Below are 26480 nucleotides of genomic sequence, written 5' to 3'. Positions count from 1 at the left end.
GGTTTGTTAAACCGGGCAGTAGAGATCAAGTGGGTGGCCTGCGCCGACGGCGTTGATCAGTGCTCGGAGTTCGGGTGGTGGCGGCTCGTTGGTCCAGGCTCGCCAGCAGCGTTGGAGGGCGGCCCAGGGGGCGAGCCAGGCCCGGACGGCGCGGATCGCCTGCGGCCTCGCTACGGTTAGGCTCAGGATCCGTGATCTTACTGAGCGATCCCCAGGCGATCACTATCCCAGTGCAGGACTGCGGCAAGCCTCTCGCCGAGATCGCCTCGGTCCCGGCGGTTGCACTGGACTCCCGTGAGCGAGACGAGGCAGGGGCCTACGGCCGGGTCAGGATCGGCGTGCTCGACCGTCTGTGCTCGGCATCCAAGAGACTTCCCGATGGCATCGGGTTCCTCGTCATAGAAGGGCATTACAGCACACCGAGCAGGCGCGACGGTTTGCCCTCTACGAGGACCGTCTGCGCCGCTCCGGCATCACCGACCCTGCCGACCTGGGGCGCCAGGCCAGCGCCTTCGTCTCCCCGGTCGAGGTGGCGCCACACTGTGCCAGCGCGGCCCTCGACCTGACGCTCATTGATGCCGATGGCGTCGAGCTGGACATGCGTGGTGCCGCGAAAGGCCACCGGAGACGAGAAGTACTGTCCGCTGGACGCCTCAGGACCATCAGACCGAGCACGCCGCAATCGCGAGCTCCTGGCCCGAGCCATGGGGGCGCCGGCTTCATCAACTACCCCACAGAGTGGTGGCACTGGTCCTACGGCGACAGGTACTGGGCGCTGATCACCAAGGCCGACAGCGCTCTCTACGGACCAGCCTGCACCACCTCGAACCGGCGCGACCTCACTACACCGTCACCAACATCCCTTGGAATCGATCAGCTAGGTGGCAGAGGAAACACCGCGAGCCTCCCTGTGCTGCGGAGTACCTGGCTGAATGGCACTACTCAGGAGAACCTTCTTCGCGGGCGCGGTGCCAGTCCCGGTACGCGGCCACCGCCGTGGGCAGAGTGGGGAAGATCAGATCGGCACCGACCGACTGGGCCAGCCCATAGGCGTCGAGGTCGTCGAGCAGGTCCTGCTTCACACGCGCCAGCGCGAACACAATGCCGCGCCCGGTCAGTTCGCGACGCAGCTCGTCGACGGAGTCCAACGCGGTGATGTCCACCTCCACATTGGCCTCGGTATTGAGCACGAACCAGTGGACGGGTCCGGACTGCTCCGCGACGGCGGCGAGTGCACGGCGCCGGAAGTTCTCCGCATTGGCGAAGAACAGCGGCGAGTCGTACCGGTAGACGAGCAGCCCAGGAATCGTACGGGCCTCCGGATAGTCGTCGATGTCGTGCATGCCGGCCACGCCGGGCACCAGCCCCTGGACGGCATCGTGCGGGCGCGCGACCCGCGTCAGAAGCTCGGCCACCGACAGACCGACCGCCACCAGCACCCCGTACAGAATGTCCAGGGCCAGCACGCCGCACAGGCAGCCGACGGCCAGCAGGAGTTCCCTGCGACGGAAAGAGGCCAGCCGCCGGAAGCCTGCCAGGTCAATCATCTTGACGGCGGCGTAGACGACGAGGGCGCCCAACACGGCGACCGGGGTGAGACTCAGCAGCGGGCTCAGGAACAGCAGTACAGCGAGAACGCCCGCGCCGGTGGTCAGCGAGTACACCTGAGTTCGCGCGCCGGTGGATTGCGCCAACGCAGTGCGGCTGGCACTGCTGCTCACCGGGAACCCGCTCAGGATGCCCGCACTGAGGTTCGCGGTGCCCAGGGCCAGAAACTCCTGGTTGGCATCCAGGCGCCCGACCTCGTCGCCGACGGCGAAGGCACGCGCGGTGAGGATCACATCCGTGTAGCCCACGAGGAGAATGCCGAGCGCCGGAACCACCAGCCGAGACAGCTCGTCGAAGTCCGGCAGGGCCGGATGAGGAAGCCCCGCCGGCACCGCTCCGATCACGGCGATGCCGTGCTCGTCCAGGCCGAACGCCGCCACCGCCGCGGTTCCGAGCCCGACCACCACCAGCGGCCCAGGCACCGCACGCATGAAGAGCGGAAGGGCAAAAAGGAGGACGAGGGCCGTGACGGCGAGGGCGACGGTGGCGGGCTGGGCCTCGGGCAGGTTCTGCGCGAAGGACACCAGCTGCGGAAAGAAGCCTGACCCGGTGGTACTCACGCCCGTCAGCTTCGGCATCTGATCCTCGATCATGATCAGCGCCACACCCGCGAGATAGCCGACCAGGACCGGCCGCGAGAGGAGATCGGCGACGAAGCCTAGCCTTGCCGCCCACGCCACCAGGCACAGCAGCCCGACCGCCACCGCCAGCGTGGCCGCCAATACGGCATATCGACCAGGGTCCCCGGCCGCGAGCGGCGCGATCACGGTGGCGGTCATCAGTGCGGTCGTCGACTCCGGTCCGACCGACAGGAGTCTCGACGAGCCGAGCAACGCGTACAGCACCAGTGCGGGCAGAATCGCCCACAGCCCGGCGACGGGCGGCAGCCCCGCCACGGTCGCGTAGGCCATGACCTGCGGCACGAGATATGCCACGACGGTCACGCCCGCCAGCAGGTCGCCGCGCAGCCAGGTGCGCTCGTAGCGGGCGAGGACCGCGATTCCGGGCGCTCCGGGTACCAAACGACGCCACCCCGGATCGCTGGGTCGGACGTGCTGCGACACGAGCCTCCTCTCAGCCGCCGCTTCAAGATCTCACCGACTCTGTCACGGCCGCGAGAACCGAAGGTCCCACCACGCCGTCACCCACTGCCTACGGCGTGACCGCCGGCGCCCGCTCGCCCAGGTCCGGGCCGACGACTGAATCCTTCCACAGCGGCACCAGGATGCGGTCTATCAACGGACCAGCCCCCACCATTCGGTACGAGCCTGACCAGGTCGGGCACGGTCGTGATCATTCCGCCAATCAGGCGTCGTGCAGGCTGCGTTGGCGCCATCAATACGGAACCACTCGTACGCGTGAAGATTGCCGATTTGCCCGAGTTGCAGACGCTGATCGCCGTAATGTCGTGGCCGGTCTCGGCGGCCGTGTTCGATCTGCTCAGGAGCGATGGACGTGCAAATGAAGGATTCCGGGGCGAGTTCCTTCCGCCAGGTGCCGGAGGGGCCACGAGGGGAGGCATGGTCCGACTCCTGCCGCCTGGAGGATCTGGCGTTCCTGCATCGGGGATTCACCGAGTACGCGCACCAGCTGGACCTAGACGAACGATGGGCCCGGCGCTGGACGACCAGGTGGAAGTTCGGGCGGGACGCTGCCGCCACGTACTCGGTGCGCGACCTCAACGAGGTGGATGTCCCACGCACGGTGCCGGTGCGTCGGTTCACGGTCGATGAAGTCCCGCCATACCTTCCTCTCGACTGGTTCTCGGACCACTTCACCGACCTCAGAACGCAACTCCCCGATGTCACGTACCGCGACGACCGTCTTCTCCGCCGCGGTGCGTCGCTCCGCCTCGCCGAACTGGTCACAGGGCTCACGTGGCCGGAGTGTGCGGAAGCGTTGAAAGTCGGCAACGGCATGGGGAGATACACGCTCAACGCGCTGGGCCGCCGACTCACCGACAACCGACTGGGGCCGGCTTTCACCCGAGCCGTCGATCAAGTCGCCGAGCGACTCGACGGCTCAGCCCATCGGACCGACTACGCCCGCCGACGCCGCAGAATGGCGCGTTGGAGCATGGGCGACACCCACTGGTCCCACCTCTTCGAAAAGCTGCCACGACTCACGCACATGCGGTCCACGGCAGATCCCCGCATCGCCTCGATCATCGTCTGGAGCGACGTCACACGGGCCGAAGCCCCGCAATGCCCCATCGTCAAGAAGGAGCGGGGCAGGGGAGACGCCTGACTACTCACCTCCCGCACCAGCGCACTCCACGAAGCCGACGTCGGCCGCGGCGAACGATTCCGCCTGCGCCAACGCCTCAGCCTCTACGCGACGCAACTCGCGGCAGCCTGCGACCAGAATCAGCCCCTGTACGTATCCGCACGCGCGATCGTCGAGGAAGAGACCCGTACCCGCCGCACGGCCCAGTTGCGCTGCCTCTGAGGAACTAGCAGGTCAGCGAACCTAGGACGCCAAAAAATCAAGCAAATCGCACGTCAGGGCAACCGCTCCATCCAGTGCCAACCATCCCGCTTTTAATGCCGACTAAAAAGCCTCGTCACACCGGGTCAGCGGCGGACGCGGGGCATGCCCAGGCCGATCCAGGAGATGATCTCGCGCTGGATCTCGTTGTTGCCGCCGCCGAAGGTGAAGATCACCGCGGAGCGGTAGCCGCGTTCGAGTTCGCCGTGGAGGACCGCGCCGGACGAGCCCTCCTTCAGGGCACCGGCCGCGCCGACGATCTCCATCAGCCAGGCATAGGCGTCGCGGCGGGCCTCGGAGCCGTAGACCTTGACCGCGGAGGCGTCCTGCGGGGTGAGGGTGCCGTCCTTGACCGCCCCGACCATCTGCCAGTTGAGGAGTTTCATCGCGTCGAGCCGGGCGTGGGTGCGGGCGAGGCGGCCGCGGACCCAGGCGAGGTCGATGACGCGGGTGCCGTCGGCGAGCTTCGTGTCCGCGGCCCAGCGCTGGACGTCGTGCAGCGCGCGGATGGCCATGGTGCCGTGGGCGGCGAGGGTGACGCGCTCGTGGTTGAGCTGGTTGGTGATCAGCCGCCAGCCCTTGTTCTCCGCGCCGACCCGGCGGGACGCGGGGACCCGGACGTTCTCGTAGTAGCTCGCCGTGGTGTCGTGCGAGGCCAGGGTGTTGATCAGGGTGCAGGAGTAGCCCGGGTCGGAGGTCGGCACGAGGAGCATGGTGATGCCCTTGTGGGGGGGCGCGTCCGGGTCGGTGCGGACGGCGAGCCAGACCCAGTCGGCCGTGTCGCCGTTCGTCGTCCAGATCTTCTGACCGTCAACCGTGTACGTGCCGGTCTCCTCGTCGCCCTCCCGGACCGCACGGGTCTTCAGCGCGGCCAGGTCGGTCCCGGCGTCGGGCTCGCTGTAGCCGATGGCGAAGTCGATCTCCCCGGAGAGGATCCGGGGCAGGAAGTACGCCTTCTGCTCGTCGGTCCCGAACTGCATGATCGTCGGACCGACCGTGTTGAGCGCCATCAGCGGGAGCGGGACGCCGGCCTGGGCTGCCTCGTCGAAGAAGATGAACTGTTCCATCGGGGTCAGGCCGCGCCCGCCGTACTCCTCGGGCCAGCCGACGCCGAGCCAGCCGTCGCCGCCGAGCCGGCGTACGGTCTCGCGGTAGAACCGCTTCTGGGCGGCCGGGTCGGCGTACCGCGCGTGCACGTCCTCCGGGACGAGCGTGGCGAAGTACGCGCGCAGCTCGCTGCGCAGGCGGTTCTGGGCGGGCGTGTACTCGAGGTGCATCGGGCCTCCCGTGGCGGCGTCCGGCGGGACGGCGGCCACGGTAGAACGTGTTCCACAAATGCGGAAGCCCCGTGCAACCCCCACGCACGAAAGCGGGGCGTCGCGGAGCGGATCCTCCGACGCCCCGCACCGATCAGGGCAGCAGCTCGTCCAGGGACTTGCGGCCCTTTTCGGCCAGGCGACGCTCGGCCCAGGCCATGCTCTTCGGGTTGACGTCCCGGCCCGAGGCGAGGACCAGGTCCTCCGCGGTGAACTCGCCCTCCGAGCCGGAATGGAGCAGATTGTCGGGCGTCGGACCCGGTCCGAGCGTCCTCTTTTCGGACTCAGCGTTCATGCCGCCTCCTCGTTCGTCCGCTTGCAGCCATTCTCATCGCGGCCCGGCGGTCGCGCATCCGGTGCGCTCCGGGCCGCCCCGGGCCCCGGGCCCTCACGGCGCGGACAGCGTGTCGGTCCGCTGCCGCCGCCCGTGTCGGCGGCCCGGGGCGAGGGTGGGCGCAGACACGGCCTCACACCTCATGGGTACACCCGCGGCCCCGGCTCCGCCCGTCCGGAACCCCCGCGCACGCCCCTCCCCCTCGCGCGCGCTCGTGCACCCCCGGTACGCCGCCGTACACCCCCGCTGCGTCCGTTCGGAGCAATCACGTACCGGTCGGGGGCGGACAGGGCGCGCATCGCCATGGCATTCCCGCCCCGCCGGTTCGACAATGAGGAGGATGACCGAAGACGACCGGCGCCTGCCTGCCGGCTCGCCCCCGCGCCCGGCGCCGGACGGGCCGCGCAACGGCGAGATCGGCCCCACCGAGCGGCTCGCCATGAACCGCACGGGCAGCTTCGACTGGGATCTGACAGCCGGGGCGATCGACATCGACGACGCCGGTCTGCTCGTGTTCGGGCTGGAACCGGACGGCTTCGACTCCCGTCCCGTGTCCCTCGTGAGCCATCTCGACCCCGACGAGCGGGCCCGGCTCGAAGGGGTGATCCGCGAGGCGATCATCAGCGGCCGGACGTCCTACACGGCGCACTTCCGCATCGACCGTTCCGACGGTACCCCCCAGTGGACGCACGTCCAGGCGCGCATCCTGCGCGACGGGCAGGGCATGGCGCACCGGATCGTCGGGATCGTGCGGGACGCGACCGCCGAGGTGACCCACTCGGCCTTCGTCCTGGAGCTGGAGAAGCGCCGCGAGGTGCAGACCAGCATCGTCGAGCGGACGACGCACGCGCTGTCCCGGGCGGTGACCGTGGACGACGTGACCGCCGCGCTCACCGGCCCGGGCGGCCTCGCCCGGCTCGGCGCGGACGGGCTGGCGCTCGGTCTGGTGGAGAACGGGGCGCTCAACATCATCGCGCTGAGCGGCGAGTCCCTGGAGGTCCTCAACGACTTCCGCAGCCGTCGTCTCGACCGGGGGCTGCCGCTGGCGGAGACGGTCCTGAGCGGCCGGCCGCGGTTCGTGACCTCGTTGCCGTCGCTCGGGCGGGACTTCCCGCAGCTCGCCCCGTACCTGCAGCGGCTGCGGTTCCGCGCCGCGGCCTATCTGCCGCTGGTGGCGCAGGCGCGCTCGCTGGGCGGGATGGCGCTGTTCTACCGGGGGCGTACGGCGTTCAACGCCGACGAACGCAATCTGAGCCTCGGCCTGGCCGCGATCGTGGCCCAGTCGCTGCAGCGCGCGCTGCTGTTCGACGAGGAGCGGGAGCTGGCCACCGGGCTGCAGGAGACCATGCTGCCGCGCCGGATCCCGGCGATCTCGGGCGGCGAGATCGCCGTGCGGTACCACGCGGCGTGGAGCGGCCGGCAGGTCGGCGGCGACTGGTACGACGTGATCTCGCTGCCGCGCGGCCGGGTCGGCGTCGTCGTCGGCGACGTCCAGGGCCACGACACGCACGCCGCGGCCATCATGGGGCAGCTGCGGATCGCCCTGCGGGCGTACGCCGGCGAGGGACACGCGCCGGCGACCGTGCTGGCCCGGGCCTCCCGGTTTCTCGCCGAGCTGGACACGAACCGGTTCGCGACCTGCACGTACGCCCAGGTCGACCTGACGACCGGGACGGTCCGCGCGGTGCGCGCCGGGCATCTCGGCCCGCTGATCCGTCACACGGACGGGCGAGTGGGGCGGCCGAAACTGCGCGGCGGCCTGCCGCTCGGTCTCGCGTCGGTCTTCGGCGACGAGGAGTTCCCGGAGACCCGGCTCGACCTGGTGCCGGGAGAGACCCTCGTGCTGTACACGGACGGGCTCGTCGAGCAGCCGGGCACGGACATCGAGTCGGGTATGGAGACGCTGTCCGCGGCGGTCAGCAGCGGGCCGCCGCAGGCGGAGGCGCTCGCCGACCACCTGTCGGAGCAGCTGTGGGAGCGCTGGGGTCCCGGAGACGACGTGGCACTCCTGGTGCTGCGGCGCAGCCCTGACCCGGGCACCCCGCGGGCGCCGCGCATCCACCAGTACATCCACCAGGCCGATCCGCAGGGGCTCTCGGACGCACGCGCGGCCGTCGGCCAGGCGCTGCGCGACTGGGACATGGGCGACCTCGCCGACGACGCGGAACTGCTGACCGGCGAGCTGCTGGTGAACGTGCTGCTGCACACCGAGGGCGGCGCGGTGCTGACCCTGGAGGTGCTGCCGGAGCCGGTGCGCCGGGTCCGGCTCTCCGTGCAGGACCGTTCCAGCGCCTGGCCCCGGCGGCGTACGCCCGGCGAGGCGGCGACCTCGGGGCGCGGACTGCTGCTGCTCGACGCGCTGTCGTCCCGGTGGGGCGTGGAGCCGCGCGGCGAGGGCAAGGCCGTGTGGTGCGAGTTCGGCCCGCCGGAGGGATCGGGGGCCGGGGCGACGGTCGGCACCGGCGCCGCGACGTGACGATCGATCTGCGACGTGGGAAACATGTGACGTGTGACGTGTGACGTGTGACGTGACGGAAGGACGCTCCTCATGGACCCCGTGGCCGCGCTGAGCCGGATCGCGTTCCTGCTGGAGCGCGCTCAGGAACCGACGTACCGCGTACGGGCGTTCCGCACGGCGCAGGCCGTCGTGGAGGCGATGGAGCCGGGCGAGGCGGAGCGGCGGGCCGCCGCCGGGACCCTGGAGAAGGTGAAGGGGCTCGGGCCGAAGACCGCGGCGGTGGTGCGCGAGGCGCTGGCCGGCCAGGTCCCGGAGTATCTGGCCCGTCTGGAGCATGAGTTGGCGGACTCGTTCGACGTGGCGGGGTCGACGGTCGGCGGGGAGACGCTGCGGGCCGCGCTGCGCGGCGACTGCCACCTGCACTCCGACTGGTCCGACGGCGGGGCGTCGATCGAGGCGATGGGCCGGACGGCGGCGGAGCTGGGCCACGCGTGGGCGGTGCTGACCGACCACTCGCCGCGCCTGACGGTCGCCCGCGGGCTCTCCGCGGAGCGGCTGCGGGAGCAGCTGGACGTGGTGGCGGAACTGAACGAGCGCTGGGCGCCGTTCCGGCTGCTCACCGGCATCGAGTGCGACATCCTGCCGGACGGCTCGCTCGACCAGGAGCCCGAACTCCTGGACCGGCTCGACCTGGTGGTCGGCTCGGTCCACTCGAAGCTGCGGATGGAGGCGCCGGCGATGACCCGGCGGATGGTGAACGCGGTGGGCAATCCGCTGCTGGACGTCCTCGGGCACTGCACCGGGCGCCTGGTCACCGGCCGGGGGCGGCCGGAGTCCGAGTTCGACGCGGAGGAGGTCTTCGCGGCGTGCGCCGCGTCCGGCGCGGCGGTCGAGATCAACAGCCGGCCGGAGCGGCTCGATCCGCCGCGCCGGCTGCTGCGGCAGGCGGTCGCGGCCGGCGTGTACTTCGCCGTGGACACCGACGCGCACGCCCCCGGGCAACTGGAGTGGCAGATCCTGGGCTGCGCCCGGGCGGAGGAGTGCGGGGTGCCGACGGAGCGCGTGATCAACACCTGGTCGGCGGACGACCTGCTGGAGTGGACACGGACACGTCAGGCGCCGAAGGGGTGAGGGGAGCCGGTGAAGTCGGTCGCCGCTGAGCCCGTCGCGCGGCAGCGCGTCAGTCGCCGCTCGTGCGCCGCCAGACCGTCGTCGTGTTGCAGAACTCGCGGATGCCGTGGCCGGAGAGTTCCCGGCCGTACCCCGAACGCTTGACGCCGCCGAAGGGCAGCGCGGGGTGCGAGGCGGTCATGCCGTTCACGAAGACGCCGCCCGCCTGGAGGTCCCGTACGAAGCGCTCCACGTCGGCGTCGTCCAGGGTCCAGACGTTGGAACTCAGCCCGAAGGGCGTGTCGTTGGCGACGGCGACGGCCTCGTCGATGCCGGCGACCCGGTAGAGCGTGGCGACCGGGCCGAACGCCTCCTCCTGGTGGATCCGCATCTCGGGCGTGATCCCGGCGAGCACGGTGGGCCGGTAGAACCAGCCGGCGGTACGGTCCTCCGGCCGTCCGCCGCCGCACAGCACCTCGGCGCCCTTCGCCACCGCGTCGTCGACGAGTTCCTCCAGGTCGCGGCGGCCCTGTTCGGTGGCGAGCGGGCCGATGTCGGTGCCGTCGGCCATCGGGTCGCCGACGGTCAGCGCGGCCATCCCGGCGGTGAAGCGCTCGGCGAAGGAGTCGTACACGTCGGCGTGGACGATGAACCGCTTGGCCGCGATGCAGGACTGGCCGTTGTTCTGGGCGCGCGCGGTGACCGCGGTCTCCGCCGCGCGCTCGACGTCGGCGGAGGCCATGACGATGTACGGGTCGCTGCCGCCGAGTTCGAGCACGGTCTTCTTCACCTCGTCGCCCGCCACCGCGGCGACGGAACGGCCCGCGGGCTCGCTGCCGGTGAGGGTGGCGGCGGCCACGCGCGGATCGCGGAGCACCGCCTCAACGGCGCCGGAACCGATCAGCAGGGTCTGGAAGCAGCCCTCCGGGAAGCCGGCCCGGTGGAACAGCTCGCCCAGGTAGAGCGCGGTCTGCGGGACGTTCGACGCGTGCTTGAGCAGCCCGGTGTTCCCGGCCATCAGCGCGGGCGCGGCGAACCGGACGACCTGCCAGAGCGGGAAGTTCCACGGCATGACGGCGAGCACCGGACCCAGCGGGCGGTAGAGGACGCGGGCGGCGTCCGCCCCGGCGTCGCGGACGTCGGCCTCGGCGGGGTGCTCGTCGGCGAGCAGGGCCTCGGCGTGGTCGGCGTACCAGCGCATCGCCTTGGCGCACTTGGCGGCCTCGGCGCGGGCGGCGGCGAGCGGCTTGCCCATCTCGATCGTCATGGTCCGGGCGATGTCCTCGCGGTCCTCGTCGAGCAGCTCGGCGGCCCGGCGCAGCAGCCGGGAGCGCTCGGCGAACGAGGTGGTGCGGTACGTCAGGAAGGTCTCGTACGCGGCGGCGATGCGCCGCTCGACCTCGTCCGGGGTGTGCGCCTCGTACGTGCGGACGGTCTCGCCGGTGGCGGGGTTCACGGTGGCGATGGGCATGGCGTCTCCTCTGCCGACTCGACGCTCCGACCCTCCCCCGCGCGTCGGCCGGGCGCAATCGGGAGGGGGCCGAAGGAACGCCGGCGGGCGCTCGCCTACGTCCCGGGCCGGCCGCCGCCGACGCCGTCGTCCCCGTCCGAGAAGCGGCCCGCCGCAGCGCCGCGCAGCCGCGCGGCGGGGAGCCGGCGGCCGTACGCGACGAGCAGCAGGTCCTGGGCGGCGCCGTGCAGCGGTGCGCCGGTGCCGTACGACCAGTCGAGGTCGTCGGCCCGGAGCCGTACGCCGTCGAGGTCGACGCCGAAGAACTTCAGACCGCGGGGGCGGACCTCGTCGAGCAGGACGCGCAGCCGGTCCGCGGGGACGCGGCGGTCGTGGCCGAGGGCGACGGTGATGTCGAGGCCGTGCACGACGTCGTGGCCGAGCGCGGCGGAGAAGCCGCCGACCGGGGGCGTCCAAGGGTGGTGGGCGTGGTCCCGGAGGAAGGCGGCGAGGCCGGCGGTGGAGTGGGCGGCGGCGTCGCGCCGGGCCACCCGGTCGGTCATCCGGTGCAGGCTCCCGCGCGCCTTGGCGAGTTCGACGAGGGTGGCGGGCAGGGAGAGCCGAAAGCCCATGGACATGTGGGCCGCGACCTCGCGGACCCGCCAGCCCGAGCAGAGGCTGGGCGCCTGCCACTGCCGCTCGTCGAGGCCGTCGAGCAGGTCCGCGAGTTCCCGGCGTTCGGCCGCGATCATGGCCCGGACGGCGGCTGTGGTGGCGGGCGTGGTGGCGGACGTGGTGCGGTCGGACGTCGCTTCGCTCATGGGATCAAGGGTGCGGGCGGCCCGGGTGATAAGTCCAAGAGCTGGTTCTGCTGGTCCCTAGAATCATCGGTTATGGAACTGCGCCGTCTCCAGTACTTCGTCGCCGTCGTCGAGGAGGGCGGCTTCACGCGCGCCGCCGCTCGGCTGCACCTGTCGCAGCCGGGCCTGAGCGCGCAGATCCGGCAGCTGGAGAAGGAGCTGGGACAGCCCCTGCTCGACCGTTCCGGCCGGACGGTGACGCCGACGGAGGTGGGGCGGGCGGTGCTGCCGTACGCGCGGGCCGCCCTGGCCGCGGTGGACGGGGTGCGGCAGACGGTGGACGAGTACACCGGCCTGCTGCGCGGCCGGGTCACCCTCGGGATCGTGTCGGGGGCGGCCGGTCGGGCCTTCGAACTGCCCGCACTGCTGGCGGACTTCAGGGACGCGCACCCGCGGGTCGAGATCTCGCTCACCGAGGACTCGTCGGAGCGGATGCGGGCGGCGCTGCTGGCCGGCGAACTGGACGTGGCGCTGCTCGGGACGGCCGACGCGGAGCCGCCGCCCGGACTCGCGTACCGCGTGGTGGTGGACGAGCCGCTGGTCGCGCTCGTGACCGGCGATCACCCGCTCGCGGTGCGCGGCGAGGTCCCGCTGAGCGACCTGCGGGAGCGGTCGTTGATCTGCCTGCCGCGCGGGACGGGGGTGCGGACGGTGCTCGAACGGGCCTGTGCGGCGGCCGGGTTCGCGCCCCAGGTCGCCTTCGAGGCGGCGGCGCCGCAGGTGCTGGCGCAGCTCGCCGCGCGCGGCCTGGGGGTGGCCGTGCTGCCGTGGGGCGAGGAGCCGGTGCCGGACGGATCGCTGCGCGCGGTGCGGATCGTCCGGCCCGTGCTGCGCGGCCGGGTCGCGCTGGCCTGGCGGGCCGACGGACCGGCGTCCCCGGCGGCGCGGGCCTTCCTGGAGCGGCTGCGGGACGCCCTGCCCGAGGCGGCGGGTTAACGCCCCGCCGTCCAGCGGAGGGCGCCGGCGAGGTGGGCACGGAAGGCGGGAGCCGCGTACGACTCCGAGGTGTGGCCGAGGGCCGTGAAGAGGAAACGGCCGCATGCCTTGTCGTGGCACCACGCGAGCGGGTGGTCCGCGCCGTGGGTGCCGCCGGTGTACGTGGACTCGTCGGCGCGCAGCAGGACATGGACGCCCGCTTCGCGCGGCGGCGAGGTGAAGTCGTACCACTCGTCGGTCCAGTCCCACTCGGCCGGCAGGTGCGCGGTCGACGGGTGGGCGGGGTCCTCCACGTGGACCCGGCCGGGCTGGAGCGGCGGGTGGCCGGCGAAGCGGGTGCCGAGCAGCTCGCCGTAGAAGGGCCAGTCGGGCTCGGCGTTGGCGCCCGCGTGCACGGCGAGCAGTCCGCCGCCGGCCCGTACGTACGCCTCGAGGGCGGCGCGGCCGGGGTCGGTGAGGACGCGGCCGGTGGTGGACAGCAGCACCACGGCCGCGCACCGCCCGAGCCGCTCGGGCGTGAACGCGCCCGGATCGTCGGTGGACCGGGCGTCGAATCCGCTCTCCCGGGCCAGCTCGACGAGCGCCTCCGCGCCGGCCGGGATGGAGTCGTGGCGGTAGCCGGCGGTACGGGTGTAGACGAGCACGTCCGAGGTCGGCACCTGGCGAATTCCCTTCCGGTAAGCGCTTTCCGTCCGACCGTAGCGAGCAGGGCTCACGCGCCGCAAGACCGTTCCGCGCTCGATGCGTTGTCGTATCGGATACAGGTCTGTATCTTTTGCCGCGCCGTGCACCCCTCCCGTCTGGAGCGCCCATGAGCACCGTGCCCGCCGCCCTCGCCGCCGCCGTCGGCCCCATGCCGGAGGGGGTGACGCTTCCGCTGCCGCCGACGTTCGAGAGCGTCGAGGAGGAACGTCAGTACCGGAAGGAACAACTCGCGGCCGGATTCCGGCTGTTCGGCCGCTTCGGGTTCTCCGAGGGGGTCGCGGGACACATCACGGTCCGCGATCCGGAGAACCCGCGGGCCTTCTGGGTCAATCCGTTCGGGATGGCCTTCGGTCAGATCAAGGCGTCCGACCTGATCCTGGTCGATCACGAGGGTCACCTCCTGGAGGGCCGCCGGCCGGTGAACCGGGCCGCGTTCGTCATCCACTCGCAGGTCCACGCCGCCCGCCCGGACGCCGTCGCGGCCGCGCACTCGCACTCCCTGCACGGCAAGGCCTTCTCCAGCCTCGGCATCCCGCTCGATCCGATCACGCAGGACGCCTGCGCCTTCTTCGAGGACCACGCGATCTACGACGACTACCGGGGCGTGGTCAACGAGACCGAGGAGGGCGAGCGGGTCGCCAAGGCGCTCGGCGACCACAAGGCCGTCATCCTCAAGAACCACGGGCTGCTGACCGTCGGCCACTCGGTCGCGGAGGCGGTCTGGTGGTTCGTGACCATGGAACGCTCCTGCCAGGCCCAGCTGTTGGCGATGGCAGCGGGCACCCCGCAGCTGATCGACCGGGAGACCGCCCTGATCACCCGCGGCCAGATCGGCTCGCACCTGGCGGGCTGGTTCCAGGCGCGGCCGCTCTGGGATCAGATCACGGCGTCGGACCCGGATCTGTTCGACTGACCGGCTCCGTGAGTGCGGCGAGCAGCGGCGGCAGGAACTCCTTCTCCAGGGCGCCCGGCGGGAGTTCCTCCGGCTCGACGTAGCTCTGTGCCAGGCCGCCCTCGCGCCATGCCACCAGCAGCCGGGCGAACCGGTCCGCGTCCACGGTGAGTTCGCGGCCCGCCCGGCGCAGCACCGACCGCAGGCCGCGGGCGATCTCCGCCCGCAGCCGGGCGTCGTGCCGGGCCAGCACCCAGGCGGCCTGGCGGTCCCGGATCGCGTACAGCGTGAACTCGGTGGTGACCAGGTACCAGTCCCGTTCGTCCGGCTCGATCCGGGCGGCGAGGCCGGCGAGGCCGGCCAGGGTGAAGTCCTCGGCGGGCAGCTCGTCGACGGCCGCGGCGAGCCGGGCGACGGTCCGCTCGCTGTGCTCGTCGAACAGCGCCAGGAACAGCTCGTCCTTGCTGCTGAAGTTCGAGTAGAACGCCCCGCGGGTGAATCCGGCGCGCTCGCAGATCTGCTCGATGGACGAGGCGTGGTAGCCCTGCTCCGCGAAGGTCTCCAGCGCCGCCTTCAGCAGCGCGGCGCGAGTACGCGGACGCCGTCCGGTCACACCCTTCGGCACAGTGCCCTCCTCGTCTCCGCCGCCGCGGCGGCCCACGATACCGGCGGCTCTCCCAGGCACGGATCGGACCCGGAAGATAAAATTCACGCATGGGAGAGCGGCCCGTCGCGCCCGCCGCACCCGAGCTGGTCCTCGAGATCGACGGGGACGCGACAGTGATGAGTCCGAGCCGGGTCTACCGCATCGGGCGCGACCCCACCAGTGACGTCGTGCTGGCAGACGCCCGCGCGTCGTGGCACCACGCGCTGCTGCGCGCCGACGGCGACCACTGGACGCTGGAGGACGAGGGCAGCACGAACGGGACGTACGCGGCCGGCCGGCGCGTCCGGGTCAGCGGCGTCGGCCCGGGTACGGTCATCCGCTTCGGCCATCCGGACGACGGCCCGCGCGCGGTGCTGTCCGGACACACCCCGGCGCCCCCTCCCCCGCCGACACCGGCACCGGCACCGGTCGAACCGCCGCCCCCGGAGCCGTACGCACCCGAGCCTGAGCCGTACACGCAGGAGCCGGAGCCGTACGCGCCCGAACCCGAGCCGTACACGCCCCCGGCCCCGCAGCCGTACGCCGCCGAGCCCGAGCCCGCCCCCACCCCCGCCGCCCCGCCGCAGCCCTCCTCCGTCTCGCATCCCGCGGCGACCGGTACCTTCCGGCAGCCGACCTCCGTCCGGCCGCTGCCCACCCGGACCGTCCGGATCGGCCGCGGCCCGGACAACGACCTGGTCGTCGACGACCTCGTCGTCTCCCGTCGGCACGCCGAGCTGCGCGCCCACCCGGACGGCACGTACTGGATCTACGACGTCGGCAGCCACAACGGCACGTACCTCAACGGCCGTCCGGTCGTACGCGCCCGGGTCACCGCCGCCGACATCGTCGGCATCGGTCACTCCGCGTTCTGCCTCATCGGCGACCAGCTGGTGGAGTTCACCGACACCGGCGAGGTCTCGCTCGACGTCCAGGAGCTCGCGGTCACGGTCGACCAGGGCCGCAAGACCCTCCTCGACGACGTGTCCTTCCCCGTCGGCCAGAAGACCCTGCTCGCCGTCGTCGGCCCGAGCGGCGCCGGGAAGTCGACCCTGCTCGGCGCGCTGACCGGCCAGCGGCCGGCCGACCACGGCACCGTCCTGTACGACGGCCGCGACCTCTACCGGGACTACGCGGAGCTGCGCCAGCGCATCGGACTCGTACCGCAGGACGACATCCTGCACCTCCAGCTGACCGTGCGACGGGCCCTCGCGTACGCCGCCGAGCTGCGCTTCCCCGAGGACACCCGCCGCGACGAGCGGCGCGCCCGGGTCGACGAGGTGATCGTCGAGCTCGGCCTGGAGCAGCGGGCGGACCAGCACATCCACAGCCTGTCGGGCGGCCAGCGCAAGCGGGTCAGCGTGGCACTCGAACTGCTGACGAAGCCGTCGCTGCTGTTCCTGGACGAGCCGACGTCCGGCCTCGACCCGGGCATGGACCGCTCCGTGATGCACATGCTGCGCGGACTCGCCGACGACGGCCGCACGGTCATCGTGGTCACGCACAGCGTGCTCAGCCTGGACGTCTGCGACCGGCTGCTGGTGCTGGCCCCGGGCGGCAGGATCGCCTACTACGGTCCGCCCGCAGACACCCTGGACTTCTTCGGCTTCGAGCAGTGGCCGGAGGCGTTCGAGGCGTTCGAGACCGACCGCGACCGCGACTGGGCCGGGCAGTACCGGACGTCCCGGTTCCACCGGCAGTACGTCGCGGACGCGATGGAGCGGCCCCGGCTGCCCGAGGGGACGGGCGCGGCCGCGGCACCCCCGCCGCCGCCGAAGGCGCAGAGCTGGGGCGCGCAGCTGCGCACGCTGGTGCGCCGGTACGCGGCCGCGCTCAGCGCCGACCGGACCTTCCTGGTGGTCATGGTCGCGCTGCCGTTCGTGATGGGCGCGATGGCGCGGGCCCTGTCGGAGGGCAGTCTCGGCCCCGAGTCGACGATGAACGTGCTGCTGATCCTGTGTGTGGGCGGGGTGCTGACGGGTTCGGCGAACGCGGTCCGCGAGCTGGTGAAGGAGCGGACCATCTACCGCCGGGAGAGAGCCGTCGGCCTGTCGCGCTCCGCGTATCTGATGTCGAAGGTGGTCGTCCTCGGCGTCATCACGGTGGTCCAGGCCGTGGTGCTGACGCTGGTCGCCCTGATCGGCGTGCCGCTGAACGTGCCGGACGGCAAGGGTGTGCTGATGCCTCCGCTGATCGAGATCACGCTGGCCGTCGCGCTGCTGTCGTTCACCGCGATGATGCTGGGCCTGTTCGTGTCGGCGCTGGTCCGCAAGGAAGAGGTGACGATGCCGCTGCTCGTCCTGATCGCCATCGTCCAGGTGGTGTTCTGCGGCGGGCTGCTGAAGGTGCGCGGTACGGCGGTCCTGGAGCAGCTGGCCTGGCTGGTGCCGTCGCGGTGGGCGTTCGCCGCGATGGGCGCGACCATCGACATCGGGAAGGTCGCGCCGAACGAGAAGACCGCGGACCCTCTGATGGCGCACACGGCGGGCGCATGGCTGTTCGACATGGGGATGCTCGTGGCGATCTGCCTCGTCCTCGGCGTGGTGGTGCTGCGGCTGCTCCGCCGGCACGAACCCGTGATCATGCGAAAGTAGGCGGCCCATGGGATTTCCCGGCTCTCCCGTCCCCTCCGTGCCTTCCGTCCCCTCCGACCCGCCGGTCCTGCCGGACTTCCGGCCGACGCACGTGGTGCCGCGCGAGGGGCTGCCGGCCTGGGAGGCGCCCGATCCGTCGCTGCCGACGGACCCGCTCGACGCGTTCCTGCCGGTGCAGCTGGTGGACCGGGTGGGCGACTGGGGGCAGATCGTCTGCTCCAACGGCTGGTCGGCGTGGGTGGACGGACGGCTGCTGATCGCGGTGCCGCAGGACCCGCCGGCGGCCGGTCAGCCGGCCGCCCGGACCGCCGACCCGCGCCCGCTGATCGCCCGTGCGGAGGACTCGCTGGGCCGGTTCCGGCGGGCGGCGGAGGAGCTGGCGGCGGGCCGCTCGGACGGGGAGACCTTCCGGCGGCGGACGCGCGGGCTGCGGGTGGGGATGGTGGTGGACGGCGAGTCGCTGTGGCTCTTCGACGCCGAGCACGAGCGCTGGGTGTACTGCGACGGGGCCGCGCTCGCCACCTACGCGACCTCGGGACGCCCGGCGGCGGCCGGGCAGGCCGCGCCGGAGCCCGCCCCGGAGCCGGCGGCCGGTGGGCACCGGCCCACGCAGGTGGTGCCGGAGGCGGCAGCGGCTGGGCCGGAGGCCACCCAGGTGGTACCCCAGACGGACTTGTCGCCGCCGGATCCCGAAGCCACCCAGGTCGTACCGCCCGTCGCGCCGGGAACGCCGGGAGCGCCGGCTCCGCCCGAGCCGACTCGGGTGGTGGACGTCGCGGACGCAGCGGGTGAGGGCGGGCGGTCGGCCGAGCGGGGTGACGAGTGATGCCCGGCGCGACCCGGGGCACCGACCTCCCGGCCGGACGGGACACCGGCCTGCTCGGCAAGAAGATCGCGGGCTACCTGGTCCAGGGCGAACTCGGCCGGGGCGGCATGGCGGTGGTGTACCGGGCACGGGACCTGCGCCTGGACCGCACCGTCGCGCTCAAGCTGCTCGCGCCGGAACTGGCGCGCAACGACACCTTCCGCAAGCGCTTCGCGCACGAGTCGAAGGTGGCCGCGGCGATCGACCATCCGCACATCGTGCCGGTGTTCGAGGCGGGCGAGACGGAGGGCGTGCTGTACATCGCGATGCGGTACGTCCCCGGGCAGGACCTGCGCGCCGTGCTGGACCGCGAGGGGCCGCTGCCGCCGGCGAAGGCCGCCCGGATCGCGGTGCAGGTCGCGTCCGCGCTGGACGCGGCGCACGCGCACGACCTGGTCCACCGGGACGTGAAGCCGGGCAACATCCTGGTGGCGGAGGGCACCGACAGCGAGCACCCGGAGCACGTGTACCTCGCGGACTTCGGCCTGACGAAGAAGTCCCTGTCGCTGACCGGGATCACGACGGTGGGGCAGTTCGTCGGAACGCTGGACTACGTGGCCCCTGAGCAGATCGCGGGCCGCCCGGTGGACGGCCGGTGCGACGTGTACAGCCTGGGCTGCGTCGTCTTCGAGACGCTGACCGGTGCGCCGCCGTTCCGCCGCGACGACGACATGGCCCTGCTCTGGGCCCACCAGTACGACCCGCCGCCCCGGCTGTCCGCCGAGCGCCCGGGGCTGCCCGAGGCGGCCGACGCCGTCCTGGCGAAGGCCCTCGCGAAGGCGCCGGAGGAGCGGTACGGCACCTGCCTGGAGTTCGTCTTCGCGCTGCGTACGGCCCTGGAGTCCGGCAGGCCCGCGGTCGCTGCCCCCGCCGCCGCGCCCGCCCCGCAGGGCCCCCAGCCGCCTCCGGAACCGCCGCGCTGGGCGCAGCCGGTGTTCCGGGGCATCGTGGAGCGGCCGGAGAGGAGTCCCGGCTGACGTCGGCCGTCTTCGGGGTCAGTGCTTCAGCACCAGCTTGAAGGTGACGATCAGCAGGCCGAGGAGCAGGTTGACGGTGGCGGTGATGGCGACCTCGCGCCATGCGGCCCCGGCCCGGCGGGCGGCGGCGACGGACCAGCCGACCTGACCGGTGATCGCGACCCCGAGCGCCAGCCAGAGGGTGCCCGGCATGTCCAGACCCAGGAGCGGGCTGACCGCCACCGCCACGGTCGGCGGAACCGCCGCCTTGACGATCGGCCACTCGTCCCGGCAGGCACGCGCCACGATCCGGCGGTTCAGGGAACGCTGGGCCAGCCGCTCGCCGAACAGCGTCGCGTGCACGTGCGCGATCCAGAACACCCCGCCGGTGAGCAGAAGCAGCAGTATGAGCTCCAGGCGCGGGAACTCGCCCAGGCTGCCGGCACCGACGACGACGGAGGCCGCGAGCATGGATCCGTAGACGGCGCCGGTGTAGTCGGCGTGCTCGCGCCGCTCGGCCCTCCGGGCCGCGGCGTCTGCGGGTCGGGACATTCCGGCCTCCAGCCGCTCTCGGACCGCCGCCTAGCCGCCGCGGGTCGTCTCCTGCGGGACCTCGCCGCGGCGGTGGACCCGGGAGGCGAGCAGGGCGCCGAGGAAGCCGGCGACGAGGCCCCACAGGAGGGCGAGGCCGGCCATCTGCCAGACGTGGGGATCGAGGACGACCTCGCCGCCGAACCCCTCGATGTCGCCGATGCCGAGGACCGACAGGCCGAAGTGGGCCGAGACGTGGGTGACCGGCGCGACGACGAGGAGGGTGAGGGCGAAGGCGATGCCGCAGTGGAGGGCGTGCTGCCAGATCCGGACCCCGGCCGGGGAACGGGCCGCCATGACGAAGGCGGCGGCGATCAGCAGCACTGCGGCGACGGGGATCAGCCACCAGGCGCGGGCGTCCTGTTCGGCCAGCGCGGAGACGTCCAGCGTGGTGGTCTCCTTGCCGCGCAGCACCTCGTCCAGCACGTGCGGCATGGGCAGCCCGAAGGGGCCGTCGACCTTGCCGTCCCAGGAGCCGCCGATGCCGACGCCGAGGGCGAGCCAGCTGACGTTGGGCAGGCCCAGGAGGACGACAGCGAGCGTCTCGGCGGCGTGACCGCGGGTCGCCGCCACCACGATCCCGACGACCAGGCCGATGGCGACGTACGCGAGCACGAGGAGCAGCATCGCGGAGGCGGCTGGGCGCACGATCGCGTGGTACCGGACGATCCGGGCGGGCAGCGGGGTGCGCCGGGAGACCAGCAGGGCCACCAGGAGCACACCGAGCACCCACAGCAGCCCGTAGCCCAGCGTCGGCCCCAGTGCCGCTCGGAAGCCGACGGACGGATCGGTGGCGTCCAGGAGTTCGCCGAAGATGTCGGTGATCGTGTCCCCGCCGGTCGGAGCCGTGATGGGGAAGTCGTGCCGGGCGAGCGCGGAGACGCCCGCGAGGGCGGCGAGCCACAGGAGCGTCGTACGGGCGACGCGGGCGAGCAGCTCACCGGTGCTCGCCACGGCGTGGTGGCGCAGCGGGCGCAGGAAGACGATGCCGGTGACCAGCGCGCCGACGAGGGTGACGCTGAGTGGCATGGCGGTGAGGTCGGCGTTGGTGCCGGCCAGCGCGCCGGCCTCTCCGGAGAGGTCGATCCGGCCGCCCGCGGCCATGACGACGACGGCCGCGACGACGCTCGGGAAGCCGCCGTCCGGCAGTTCGTCGGCGCCGGCGGCCCACAGACCGAGCGCCGCGACGACGGCCATGGCGAGAATCCCCGCTAGTACGGCGACGAGGGCGTCCAGCCAGTCGCGGGCGATGTGCCCGGTACCGGCCGGCGCCCCGCGCGCCGTGGGGAGCTGACTGCTCACCCTGACCACGCTAGGGCGAGCGGGGGCGCGGCGCCCGCCGGGAGGAGCCCGTACGGGTCACCCGGTGTCAGCCCGCCGGGTCAGGGGGCGTCCCGTCCGCTTGCGGCTCTCCCGGACGGGGCGCACATTGGCGCGGAACGGAAGAAAGGGAAAAACGTGACTTCCCAACCGCCGTCCGGCCGTCCCACGGGTCCCCCTTCGGGCCCTCTGTCGGGTCCCTCCTCACGCCCCGGGTCGTCCGGTCCGCCGCCACCCTCCGGGCCGCCCTACGGCGGTGGCCAGGGGGGCGGTTCGGGCGGCTCGGACGGTGGCGGCGGTTTCGGCGGCCGGGGCGGCGGTGCCGGCGGCGGGCGGGGCGGCGGCGAGGGCCCGTGGTGGCGCTCCGTGCCGAAGATCGCGGCGATCACCGCGGCGCTGGTGGCGGCGGCGGTCCTGGCCGTCGTCCTCACCCGGTCCGACGACGGCGGGGACCAGGCCGGCGGAGGAGGAGGCGAGGTCTTCCTGCAGTCGGCGTCGGCCGCCGGGCCGGACCCGTTCACCAAGTCCTCGGCGCGCGAGCCCGACACCGCACAGTCCCCCGCGACGCTGCCCGCCCCCACCGGGGGGACCGGCACGAACGTGACGCGCAGCGTGTCCGGTTCGGCGGAAGGCCTGTACGGCGGCACGAAGAACGTGGCGAGCTGCAACGTCCAGCAGCAGATCGACTTCCTGGCGGCGGAGCCGGCCAAGAACAAGGCCTTCGCCTCGGTGCTCGGCATCTCGGAGTCCGCCGTGCCCGGTTACCTGCGCGGACTGACGCCGCTTCAGCTGCGGGTCGACACACGGGTCACCAACCACGGTTACAAGGACGGTGGACCGACCGCGTACCAGGCGGTGCTGCAGGCCGGCACCGCGGTCATGGTCGACGACCGCGGCGTGCCGCGCGTGCGGTGCGCCTGCGGCAACCCACTGACCACGCCGGTCCCGCAGAAGACCGCGCCGAAGACGACAGGCACGGCCTGGCCCGGCTACCAGGCGCAGAACGTGGTGGTCGTGGCCCCGTCCGTGACCGTGGTGAACATCTTCGTGATCTACGACCCGGACGACGACGCGTGGTTCACCCGCAAGCCGGGCCACCACGGCCGGACGGACAAGCCGACCTCCCCGCCGACGGCGCCCGCCTCCCCGTCCGTGTCGCCGTCGGACTCGCCGACCAAGTCCTCTCCCCCGCCCTCTTCGCCGGTGCCGTGCGTCACGGTGACCGACCCCTCCCAGTCCCTCGGCCCGTCCCAGTCGCCCTGCCCGTCGTCCCTCGCGCCGCCCAGCTCGGCGTCGCCGGACACGCTCTCGCCCGTGACGCCCGACCCGGAGAGCCCGCCGCCGCAGCCGGTGGTCCCCGACTCGCCCTCCGACGGCACGACGACGGACCAGTCGGCGGGCGTGGAGTCCTCGCCGGTCTCCCCGGACGCCGGACCGGGCAGCTCGTCCCCGGCCCAGGGCCCGGACGCGTCGTTCTTCGGACCGACGCTCTGACACCCCGCGCAAGACCGCCACGCCCTCGGGGCCGGCCGTCCGAAACTCGGATGACCGGCCCCGGGGGCGTGTGTACGGTCGGACGAGTGGAACCACTCACCGAACAACAGATCCGCGCGTCCTTCGTGAACTGCACCAAGGGCGAGGCGGCCCGCCTGCGCCTGCCGCTGGACTTCGCGGAGACCCCCTGGCAGGACCTCGACTTCCTCGGCTGGGTCGACCCCGGCGCGCCGCTGCGCGCCCACGTCGTCGTGCCCGGTGAGGACGGCCGTCCGCTCGGGGTCACGCTGCGCGTGCCGGCCACGCGCCGGACCAGCGCGGTCAGGTCCAGCGCGTGCCAGGTATGCCTGACCGGTCACGCCGCCTCGGGCGTCACACTGCTCGCCGCGCCGCTGGCGGGGACGAAGGGCCGCGAGGGCAACACCGTCGGCATCTACCTCTGCGCGGACCTCGCCTGTTCGCTGTACGTGCGCGGCAAGCGGCAGCCGAGGCTGCGGGCCGGCCGCCAGGAGGAGACCCTGTCGGTCGACGAGAAGGTGGCCCGCGCGATGGGCAACCTGCACGCGTTCCTCGCCAAGGTCACCGCCTGACGCCTCAGCGGAAGGCCGCCTCGCCCGTCAGCGCCTTGCCGACGACCAGCGAGTGGACCTCGCTGGTGCCCTCGTAGGTGAGCACCGACTCGAGGTTGTTGGCGTGCCGCATCACCGGGTACTCCAGAGTGATGCCGTTCGCGCCCAGGATGGTGCGGCACTGCCGGGCGATCTCGATCGCCTCCCGGACGTTGTTGAGCTTGCCGACACTGACCTGCTCGGGCGTCAGCCGCCCGGCGTCCTTCAGCCGGCCCAGGTGCAGCGCGAGCAGCATGCCCTTGCCGAGCTCCACGGCCATGTCCGCGAGCTTCTGCTGGGTCAGCTGGTACGAGGCGAGGGAACGCTCGAACACGACGCGGTCGCCGGCGTACGAGATCGCCGTCTCCAGGCAGTCCCGGGCCGCGCCCAGCGCGCCGAAGACGATGCCGAAACGGGCCTCGTTGAGGCAGCCGAGCGGGCCGGACAGGCCGCGCGCGCCGGGCAGCATCGCGTCGGCCGGAAGGCGGACGCCCTCCAGGACCAGCTCACTGGTGACGCTGGCCCGCAGCGAGAGCTTCTGCTTGATCTCCGGGGCGCTGAACCCGGGGGTCCCGGCGGGCACCAGGAAGCCGCGCACGCCCTCGTCGGTGCGGGCCCACACCACGGCGACGTCGGCGACGGAGCCGTTGGTGATCCACATCTTGGTGCCGTCGAGGATCCAGTCGTCGCCATCCTTCTTGGCGCGGGTGCGCATCGCGCCCGGGTCGGAGCCCGCGTCGGGCTCGGTCAGCCCGAAACAGCCGATGGTCTCGCCCGCGGCCATGCCCGGCAGCCACTGCTGCTTCTGCTCCTCGGAGCCGTACTTCCAGATCGCGTACATGGCGAGGGAGCCCTGCACCGAGACGAGGCTGCGCAGCCCGGAGTCGACCGCCTCCAGTTCCAGACAGGCCAGGCCGTACGCGACGGCGCTGGTGCCGGCGCAGCCGTAGCCGTCCAGGTGCATGCCGAGCACGCCGAGGCCGCCGAGGGTGCGGGCGAGCTCGCGGGCCGGGATCTCGCCGCTCTCGAACCAGCCGGCGACGTGCGGGCGCAGCTCGCGGTCCGCCAGGGCCCGGACGGTGGCGCGGATCTCGCGCTCCTCGTCGGTGAGCAGGCCGTCGATGGCGAGCAGGTCGAAGGGGTGGACGGGCGACGACTTCATGTTCCGGCCTCCTGGGCTGTGGACGCACCGCCGGGTCCGTGCGGCTCCCGGTCGACGGCAGACTAGCCGTAGATCGGATTTTGGATCCAGTATTGAATTCGGGCTCTCGGCTGCGTACGTTCGCGGGGCGGACGGACGGACCGGGCGAAGGAGTGAGCGGGATGGCGGCAGACCAGAAGGGGACGGGCGCGGGCGCGCTGTCCGGGATCGTCGTCGCCGACTTCGGCCGGGTGCTCGCCGGCCCGTACATGACGATGCTGCTCGCCGACCTCGGCGCCGACGTGATCAAGATCGAGCGGCCCGGGTCCGGCGACGACACCCGCGCCTGGGGCCCGCCGTTCGCGGACGGTGAGGCCACGTACTTCCTGGGTGTGAACCGCAACAAGCGCTCGGTCGCGCTCGACCTGACGGATCCGCGCGGCCTGGAGGCGGCGCGGGCGATCGTCGCGCGCGCCGATGTGCTGGTGGAGAACTTCCGCCCGGGCACGATGGACAAGCTCGGCCTCGGTCACGAGGAGCTGAGCGCCCTCCACCCGGGCCTGGTGTACTGCTCCGTCACCGGTTTCGGCGCCGACGGCGGCGCCCACCTGCCCGGCTACGACCTGCTGGTGCAGGCCATGGGCGGGCTGATGAGCGTCACCGGCGAGCCGGACGGCCGGGGCACCAAGGCGGGCGTGGCGCTGGTCGACGTGATCACCGGGTTGCACGCCGGGATGGGCGTCCTCGCCGCGCTGCGGCACCGCGAACGCACCGGCGAGGGCCAGCGGGTGGAGGTGTCCCTGCTGGGCTCGCTGCTCTCCGCGCTCACCAACCAGGCGTCGGCGTACGTCGGCGCGGGGGTGGTGCCGCGGGCGATGGGCAACCGGCACCCGAGCATCGCCCCGTACGAGGTGTTCGACGCGCAGGACCGCCCGCTGGTCCTCGCGGTCGGCAACGACCGCCAGTTCCGCACGCTCTGCGGCCGGCTCGGCCTGCCCGCTCTCGCCGACGACGCCCGGTTCGCCACCAACACGGCCCGGGTCGCGCACCGCGACGAGCTGGTCGCCGCGCTCTCCGGACCGCTCGCCGGGCGGACCGCGGACGCCTGGTTCGAGGAACTCACGGCGGCCGGCGTGCCGTGCGGACCGATCAACGACCTCGCGGCCGCCTTCGACCTGGCCGACCGGCTCGGCCTCGGCGCGCGCGTCCCCGGGAACGGGGACGGTGACGGCGCCGGAGCGGGCCAGGTGGCGAACCCGATCGGTCTCGGCGCCACGCCCGCCTCCTACCGCAGCGCGCCGCCCCGGCTCGGCGAGCACACCGAGGCGCTCCTCGCGGAGCTGGGCCTCGTACCCGGGGAAGATCCCCTGCCATAGGAAGATGAGCAGGTCACGACGGCGAAGAGAGGGTCAGAGGCGATGAGCAGCGCGGTGCAGAGGCGGCGGCCGCCGACCGCCCAGCAGTTCGTCCTGGCGGAACTGCGGAGCGCCATCACCGGCGGGGAGCTGCGCCCGGGCGAACCGATCCGGCAGGACGCCCTGGCCGCGCGGCTCGACGTCAGCAGGGTGCCGCTGCGGGAGGCACTGAAGATCCTGGAGGGCGAGGGTCTGGTCGTCCACCACGCGCACCGCGGCTACTTCGTGGCCGAACTGTCCCTGGCCGACCTGGAGGAGGTCTACCGCATCCGGGCGCTCCTGGAGGGGGAGGCGGTCCGGGAGGCGGTGGCACGTTCCGGGCCGGGCCTCGCGGACGTCCTGGAAGAGGCACAGGCCGAGGTGGAGCGGGCCGGCGAGGCGGGGGACGTGGCGGAGATGGCCGCCGCGAACCGGCGGTTCCACTTCGCGATCGTGGAGGCATCGGGGATGCCGCGGCTCGTCCGGCTGATCGGCACGCTCTGGGACGCGACGGACGCGTACCGGTCGCTGTACTACGCGGAGCGGCCCAACCGGGAGCGGGTGCAGCACGAGCACGACGCGGTCGTGGTTGCGCTGCGCGCGGGCGACGCCGAGGAGGCGGTCCGCCTCCTCGATCTGCACCGGGAGCACGCGGTCGCGGCGCTCCGGGAGGTCCTGGACCTGGGCTGACGGGCCGTCGGCCGTTGGGGACCGG

The 26480-nt window shown here is 72.7% G+C and carries 22 protein-coding genes; 12 read left to right on the top strand and 10 right to left on the bottom strand.

The features are described 5' to 3' along the window. Positions 1 to 938: 938 nt before the first annotated feature. Positions 939 to 2672 carry a SulP family inorganic anion transporter gene (locus R2D22_RS34005; protein ID WP_318109035.1) on the bottom strand — a complete coding sequence of 578 codons (1734 nt, stop codon included), beginning with the start codon at positions 2670 to 2672 and terminating at the stop codon, positions 939 to 941. 385 nt (positions 2673 to 3057) lie between these two features. On the opposite strand from R2D22_RS34005, the gene R2D22_RS34000 reads away from it, so the two are divergent. Beyond that, on the top strand, positions 3058 to 3855 hold the full coding sequence (locus R2D22_RS34000) for a hypothetical protein (RefSeq protein WP_318109034.1): 798 nt from the start codon (positions 3058 to 3060) through the stop codon (positions 3853 to 3855). A 326-nt stretch (positions 3856 to 4181) separates the two neighbouring features. Here the strand turns inward: R2D22_RS34000 and R2D22_RS33995 are convergent, their stop codons facing one another. After that, complete coding sequence (locus R2D22_RS33995; protein ID WP_318109033.1) at positions 4182 to 5372, bottom strand: acyl-CoA dehydrogenase family protein; 1191 nt, start codon at positions 5370 to 5372, stop codon at positions 4182 to 4184. Positions 5373 to 5505: 133 nt separating this feature from the next. Then, complete coding sequence (locus R2D22_RS33990; protein WP_318109032.1) at positions 5506 to 5706, bottom strand: hypothetical protein; 201 nt, start codon at positions 5704 to 5706, stop codon at positions 5506 to 5508. Positions 5707 to 6085: 379 nt separating this feature from the next. Here R2D22_RS33990 and R2D22_RS33985 point away from each other — a divergent pair, with 379 nt between their 5' ends. Further along, a complete protein-coding gene (locus R2D22_RS33985; protein ID WP_318109031.1) occupies positions 6086 to 8221 on the top strand; it encodes a SpoIIE family protein phosphatase in 2136 nt (711 codons plus the stop codon). Positions 8222 to 8293: 72 nt separating this feature from the next. Continuing rightward, positions 8294 to 9334: a PHP domain-containing protein gene (locus tag R2D22_RS33980; protein WP_318109030.1), complete on the top strand. Its 1041-nt coding sequence runs from the start codon at positions 8294 to 8296 to the stop codon at positions 9332 to 9334. A 49-nt stretch (positions 9335 to 9383) separates the two neighbouring features. On the opposite strand, the gene R2D22_RS33975 is transcribed toward R2D22_RS33980, so the two are convergent. Both R2D22_RS33975 and R2D22_RS33970 read right to left on the bottom strand, forming a co-directional pair. Further along, the gene (locus R2D22_RS33975) at positions 9384 to 10784 is read right to left on the bottom strand and encodes an NADP-dependent succinic semialdehyde dehydrogenase (protein WP_318109029.1); all 1401 of its coding nucleotides are present in this window, start codon (positions 10782 to 10784) and stop codon (positions 9384 to 9386) included. A 95-nt stretch (positions 10785 to 10879) separates the two neighbouring features. After that, positions 10880 to 11584 (bottom strand): maleylpyruvate isomerase family mycothiol-dependent enzyme, encoded by a 705-nt coding sequence (locus tag R2D22_RS33970; RefSeq protein ID WP_318109028.1) that lies wholly within the window; start codon positions 11582 to 11584, stop codon positions 10880 to 10882. A gap of 72 nt (positions 11585 to 11656) precedes the next feature. Here R2D22_RS33970 and R2D22_RS33965 point away from each other — a divergent pair, with 72 nt between their 5' ends. Then, positions 11657 to 12559, top strand: coding sequence for a LysR family transcriptional regulator (locus R2D22_RS33965; protein WP_318109026.1), 903 nt, complete (start codon positions 11657 to 11659; stop codon positions 12557 to 12559). Here R2D22_RS33965 and R2D22_RS33960 read toward each other — a convergent pair. Then, a complete protein-coding gene (locus R2D22_RS33960) occupies positions 12556 to 13218 on the bottom strand; it encodes a ThuA domain-containing protein (RefSeq protein WP_318109025.1) in 663 nt (220 codons plus the stop codon). The two genes, R2D22_RS33965 and R2D22_RS33960, sit on opposite strands and share 4 nt — an antisense overlap. 152 nt (positions 13219 to 13370) lie before the next feature. Here R2D22_RS33960 and R2D22_RS33955 point away from each other — a divergent pair, with 152 nt between their 5' ends. Beyond that, positions 13371 to 14177 carry a class II aldolase/adducin family protein gene (locus R2D22_RS33955; protein ID WP_318109024.1) on the top strand — a complete coding sequence of 269 codons (807 nt, stop codon included), beginning with the start codon at positions 13371 to 13373 and terminating at the stop codon, positions 14175 to 14177. Here the strand turns inward: R2D22_RS33955 and R2D22_RS33950 are convergent. After that, positions 14146 to 14781: a TetR/AcrR family transcriptional regulator gene (locus R2D22_RS33950; RefSeq protein ID WP_318109023.1), complete on the bottom strand. Its 636-nt coding sequence runs from the start codon at positions 14779 to 14781 to the stop codon at positions 14146 to 14148. The two genes, R2D22_RS33955 and R2D22_RS33950, sit on opposite strands and share 32 nt — an antisense overlap. 89 nt (positions 14782 to 14870) lie before the next feature. Here R2D22_RS33950 and R2D22_RS33945 point away from each other — a divergent pair, with 89 nt between their 5' ends. From R2D22_RS33945 to R2D22_RS33935, 3 genes are read left to right on the top strand one after another with little or no spacing between them, the layout of a single operon-like run. After that, positions 14871 to 17396 carry an FHA domain-containing protein gene (locus tag R2D22_RS33945; RefSeq protein WP_318109022.1) on the top strand — a complete coding sequence of 842 codons (2526 nt, stop codon included), beginning with the start codon at positions 14871 to 14873 and terminating at the stop codon, positions 17394 to 17396. Between the two features lie 37 nt (positions 17397 to 17433). Then, a complete protein-coding gene (locus R2D22_RS33940; RefSeq protein ID WP_318109021.1) occupies positions 17434 to 18222 on the top strand; it encodes a hypothetical protein in 789 nt (262 codons plus the stop codon). Next, the gene (locus R2D22_RS33935) at positions 18222 to 19238 is read left to right on the top strand and encodes a serine/threonine-protein kinase (protein WP_318109020.1); all 1017 of its coding nucleotides are present in this window, start codon (positions 18222 to 18224) and stop codon (positions 19236 to 19238) included. The genes R2D22_RS33940 and R2D22_RS33935 overlap by 1 nt, the downstream gene beginning before the upstream one ends. Before the next feature lie 18 nt (positions 19239 to 19256). Here the strand turns inward: R2D22_RS33935 and R2D22_RS33930 are convergent, their stop codons facing one another. Together R2D22_RS33930 and R2D22_RS33925 are read right to left on the bottom strand one after the other, a co-directional pair. Further along, positions 19257 to 19769: a hypothetical protein gene (locus R2D22_RS33930; RefSeq protein ID WP_318109018.1), complete on the bottom strand. Its 513-nt coding sequence runs from the start codon at positions 19767 to 19769 to the stop codon at positions 19257 to 19259. A 30-nt stretch (positions 19770 to 19799) separates the two neighbouring features. Beyond that, positions 19800 to 21110 carry a streptophobe family protein gene (locus R2D22_RS33925; RefSeq protein ID WP_318109017.1) on the bottom strand — a complete coding sequence of 437 codons (1311 nt, stop codon included), beginning with the start codon at positions 21108 to 21110 and terminating at the stop codon, positions 19800 to 19802. A 156-nt stretch (positions 21111 to 21266) separates the two neighbouring features. Between R2D22_RS33925 and R2D22_RS33920 the strand changes: the two genes are divergently transcribed. Continuing rightward, positions 21267 to 22622: a DUF6777 domain-containing protein gene (locus R2D22_RS33920; RefSeq protein WP_411977109.1), complete on the top strand. Its 1356-nt coding sequence runs from the start codon at positions 21267 to 21269 to the stop codon at positions 22620 to 22622. Between the two features lie 86 nt (positions 22623 to 22708). Next, entirely contained in the window at positions 22709 to 23212 is a 504-nt protein-coding gene (locus tag R2D22_RS33915) for an FBP domain-containing protein (RefSeq protein ID WP_318109015.1), read from the top strand. A 4-nt stretch (positions 23213 to 23216) separates the two neighbouring features. Here the strand turns inward: R2D22_RS33915 and R2D22_RS33910 are convergent, their stop codons facing one another. Beyond that, positions 23217 to 24392 carry an acyl-CoA dehydrogenase family protein gene (locus R2D22_RS33910; RefSeq protein WP_318109014.1) on the bottom strand — a complete coding sequence of 392 codons (1176 nt, stop codon included), beginning with the start codon at positions 24390 to 24392 and terminating at the stop codon, positions 23217 to 23219. 161 nt (positions 24393 to 24553) lie between these two features. Here R2D22_RS33910 and R2D22_RS33905 point away from each other — a divergent pair, with 161 nt between their 5' ends. Together R2D22_RS33905 and R2D22_RS33900 are read left to right on the top strand one after the other, a co-directional pair. After that, positions 24554 to 25747, top strand: a complete 1194-nt coding sequence (locus tag R2D22_RS33905) for a CaiB/BaiF CoA transferase family protein (protein ID WP_318109012.1) — start codon at positions 24554 to 24556, stop codon at positions 25745 to 25747. Between the two features lie 42 nt (positions 25748 to 25789). After that, the gene (locus R2D22_RS33900; RefSeq protein WP_318109011.1) at positions 25790 to 26455 is read left to right on the top strand and encodes a GntR family transcriptional regulator; all 666 of its coding nucleotides are present in this window, start codon (positions 25790 to 25792) and stop codon (positions 26453 to 26455) included. Positions 26456 to 26480: the final 25 nt, after the last annotated feature.

The organism is Streptomyces sp. HUAS YS2 (assembly GCF_033343995.1).
GTDB classification, from domain to species: Bacteria; Actinomycetota; Actinomycetes; order Streptomycetales; family Streptomycetaceae; genus Streptomyces; species Streptomyces solicathayae.
The sequence above is the reverse complement of the archived record's forward strand: the minus strand, read 5'-3'. Positions and strand labels throughout refer to the sequence as shown.

What these genes read in the sequence shown, in the direction of transcription:
- R2D22_RS34000 (WP_318109034.1), top strand. Translation starts at nt 3,058, where the DNA reads ATGGACGTGCAAATGAAGGATTCCGGGGCGAGTTCCTTCCGCCAGGTG.
- R2D22_RS33995 (WP_318109033.1), bottom strand. Translation starts at nt 5,372, where the DNA reads ATGCACCTCGAGTACACGCCCGCCCAGAACCGCCTGCGCAGCGAGCTG.
- R2D22_RS33990 (WP_318109032.1), bottom strand. Translation starts at nt 5,706, where the DNA reads ATGAACGCTGAGTCCGAAAAGAGGACGCTCGGACCGGGTCCGACGCCC.
- R2D22_RS33985 (WP_318109031.1), top strand. Translation starts at nt 6,086, where the DNA reads ATGACCGAAGACGACCGGCGCCTGCCTGCCGGCTCGCCCCCGCGCCCG.
- R2D22_RS33980 (WP_318109030.1), top strand. Translation starts at nt 8,294, where the DNA reads ATGGACCCCGTGGCCGCGCTGAGCCGGATCGCGTTCCTGCTGGAGCGC.
- R2D22_RS33975 (WP_318109029.1), bottom strand. Translation starts at nt 10,784, where the DNA reads ATGCCCATCGCCACCGTGAACCCCGCCACCGGCGAGACCGTCCGCACG.
- R2D22_RS33970 (WP_318109028.1), bottom strand. Translation starts at nt 11,584, where the DNA reads ATGAGCGAAGCGACGTCCGACCGCACCACGTCCGCCACCACGCCCGCC.
- R2D22_RS33965 (WP_318109026.1), top strand. Translation starts at nt 11,657, where the DNA reads ATGGAACTGCGCCGTCTCCAGTACTTCGTCGCCGTCGTCGAGGAGGGC.
- R2D22_RS33955 (WP_318109024.1), top strand. Translation starts at nt 13,371, where the DNA reads ATGAGCACCGTGCCCGCCGCCCTCGCCGCCGCCGTCGGCCCCATGCCG.
- R2D22_RS33945 (WP_318109022.1), top strand. Translation starts at nt 14,871, where the DNA reads ATGGGAGAGCGGCCCGTCGCGCCCGCCGCACCCGAGCTGGTCCTCGAG.
- R2D22_RS33935 (WP_318109020.1), top strand. Translation starts at nt 18,222, where the DNA reads ATGCCCGGCGCGACCCGGGGCACCGACCTCCCGGCCGGACGGGACACC.
- R2D22_RS33930 (WP_318109018.1), bottom strand. Translation starts at nt 19,769, where the DNA reads ATGTCCCGACCCGCAGACGCCGCGGCCCGGAGGGCCGAGCGGCGCGAG.
- R2D22_RS33910 (WP_318109014.1), bottom strand. Translation starts at nt 24,392, where the DNA reads ATGAAGTCGTCGCCCGTCCACCCCTTCGACCTGCTCGCCATCGACGGC.
- R2D22_RS33905 (WP_318109012.1), top strand. Translation starts at nt 24,554, where the DNA reads ATGGCGGCAGACCAGAAGGGGACGGGCGCGGGCGCGCTGTCCGGGATC.
- R2D22_RS33900 (WP_318109011.1), top strand. Translation starts at nt 25,790, where the DNA reads ATGAGCAGCGCGGTGCAGAGGCGGCGGCCGCCGACCGCCCAGCAGTTC.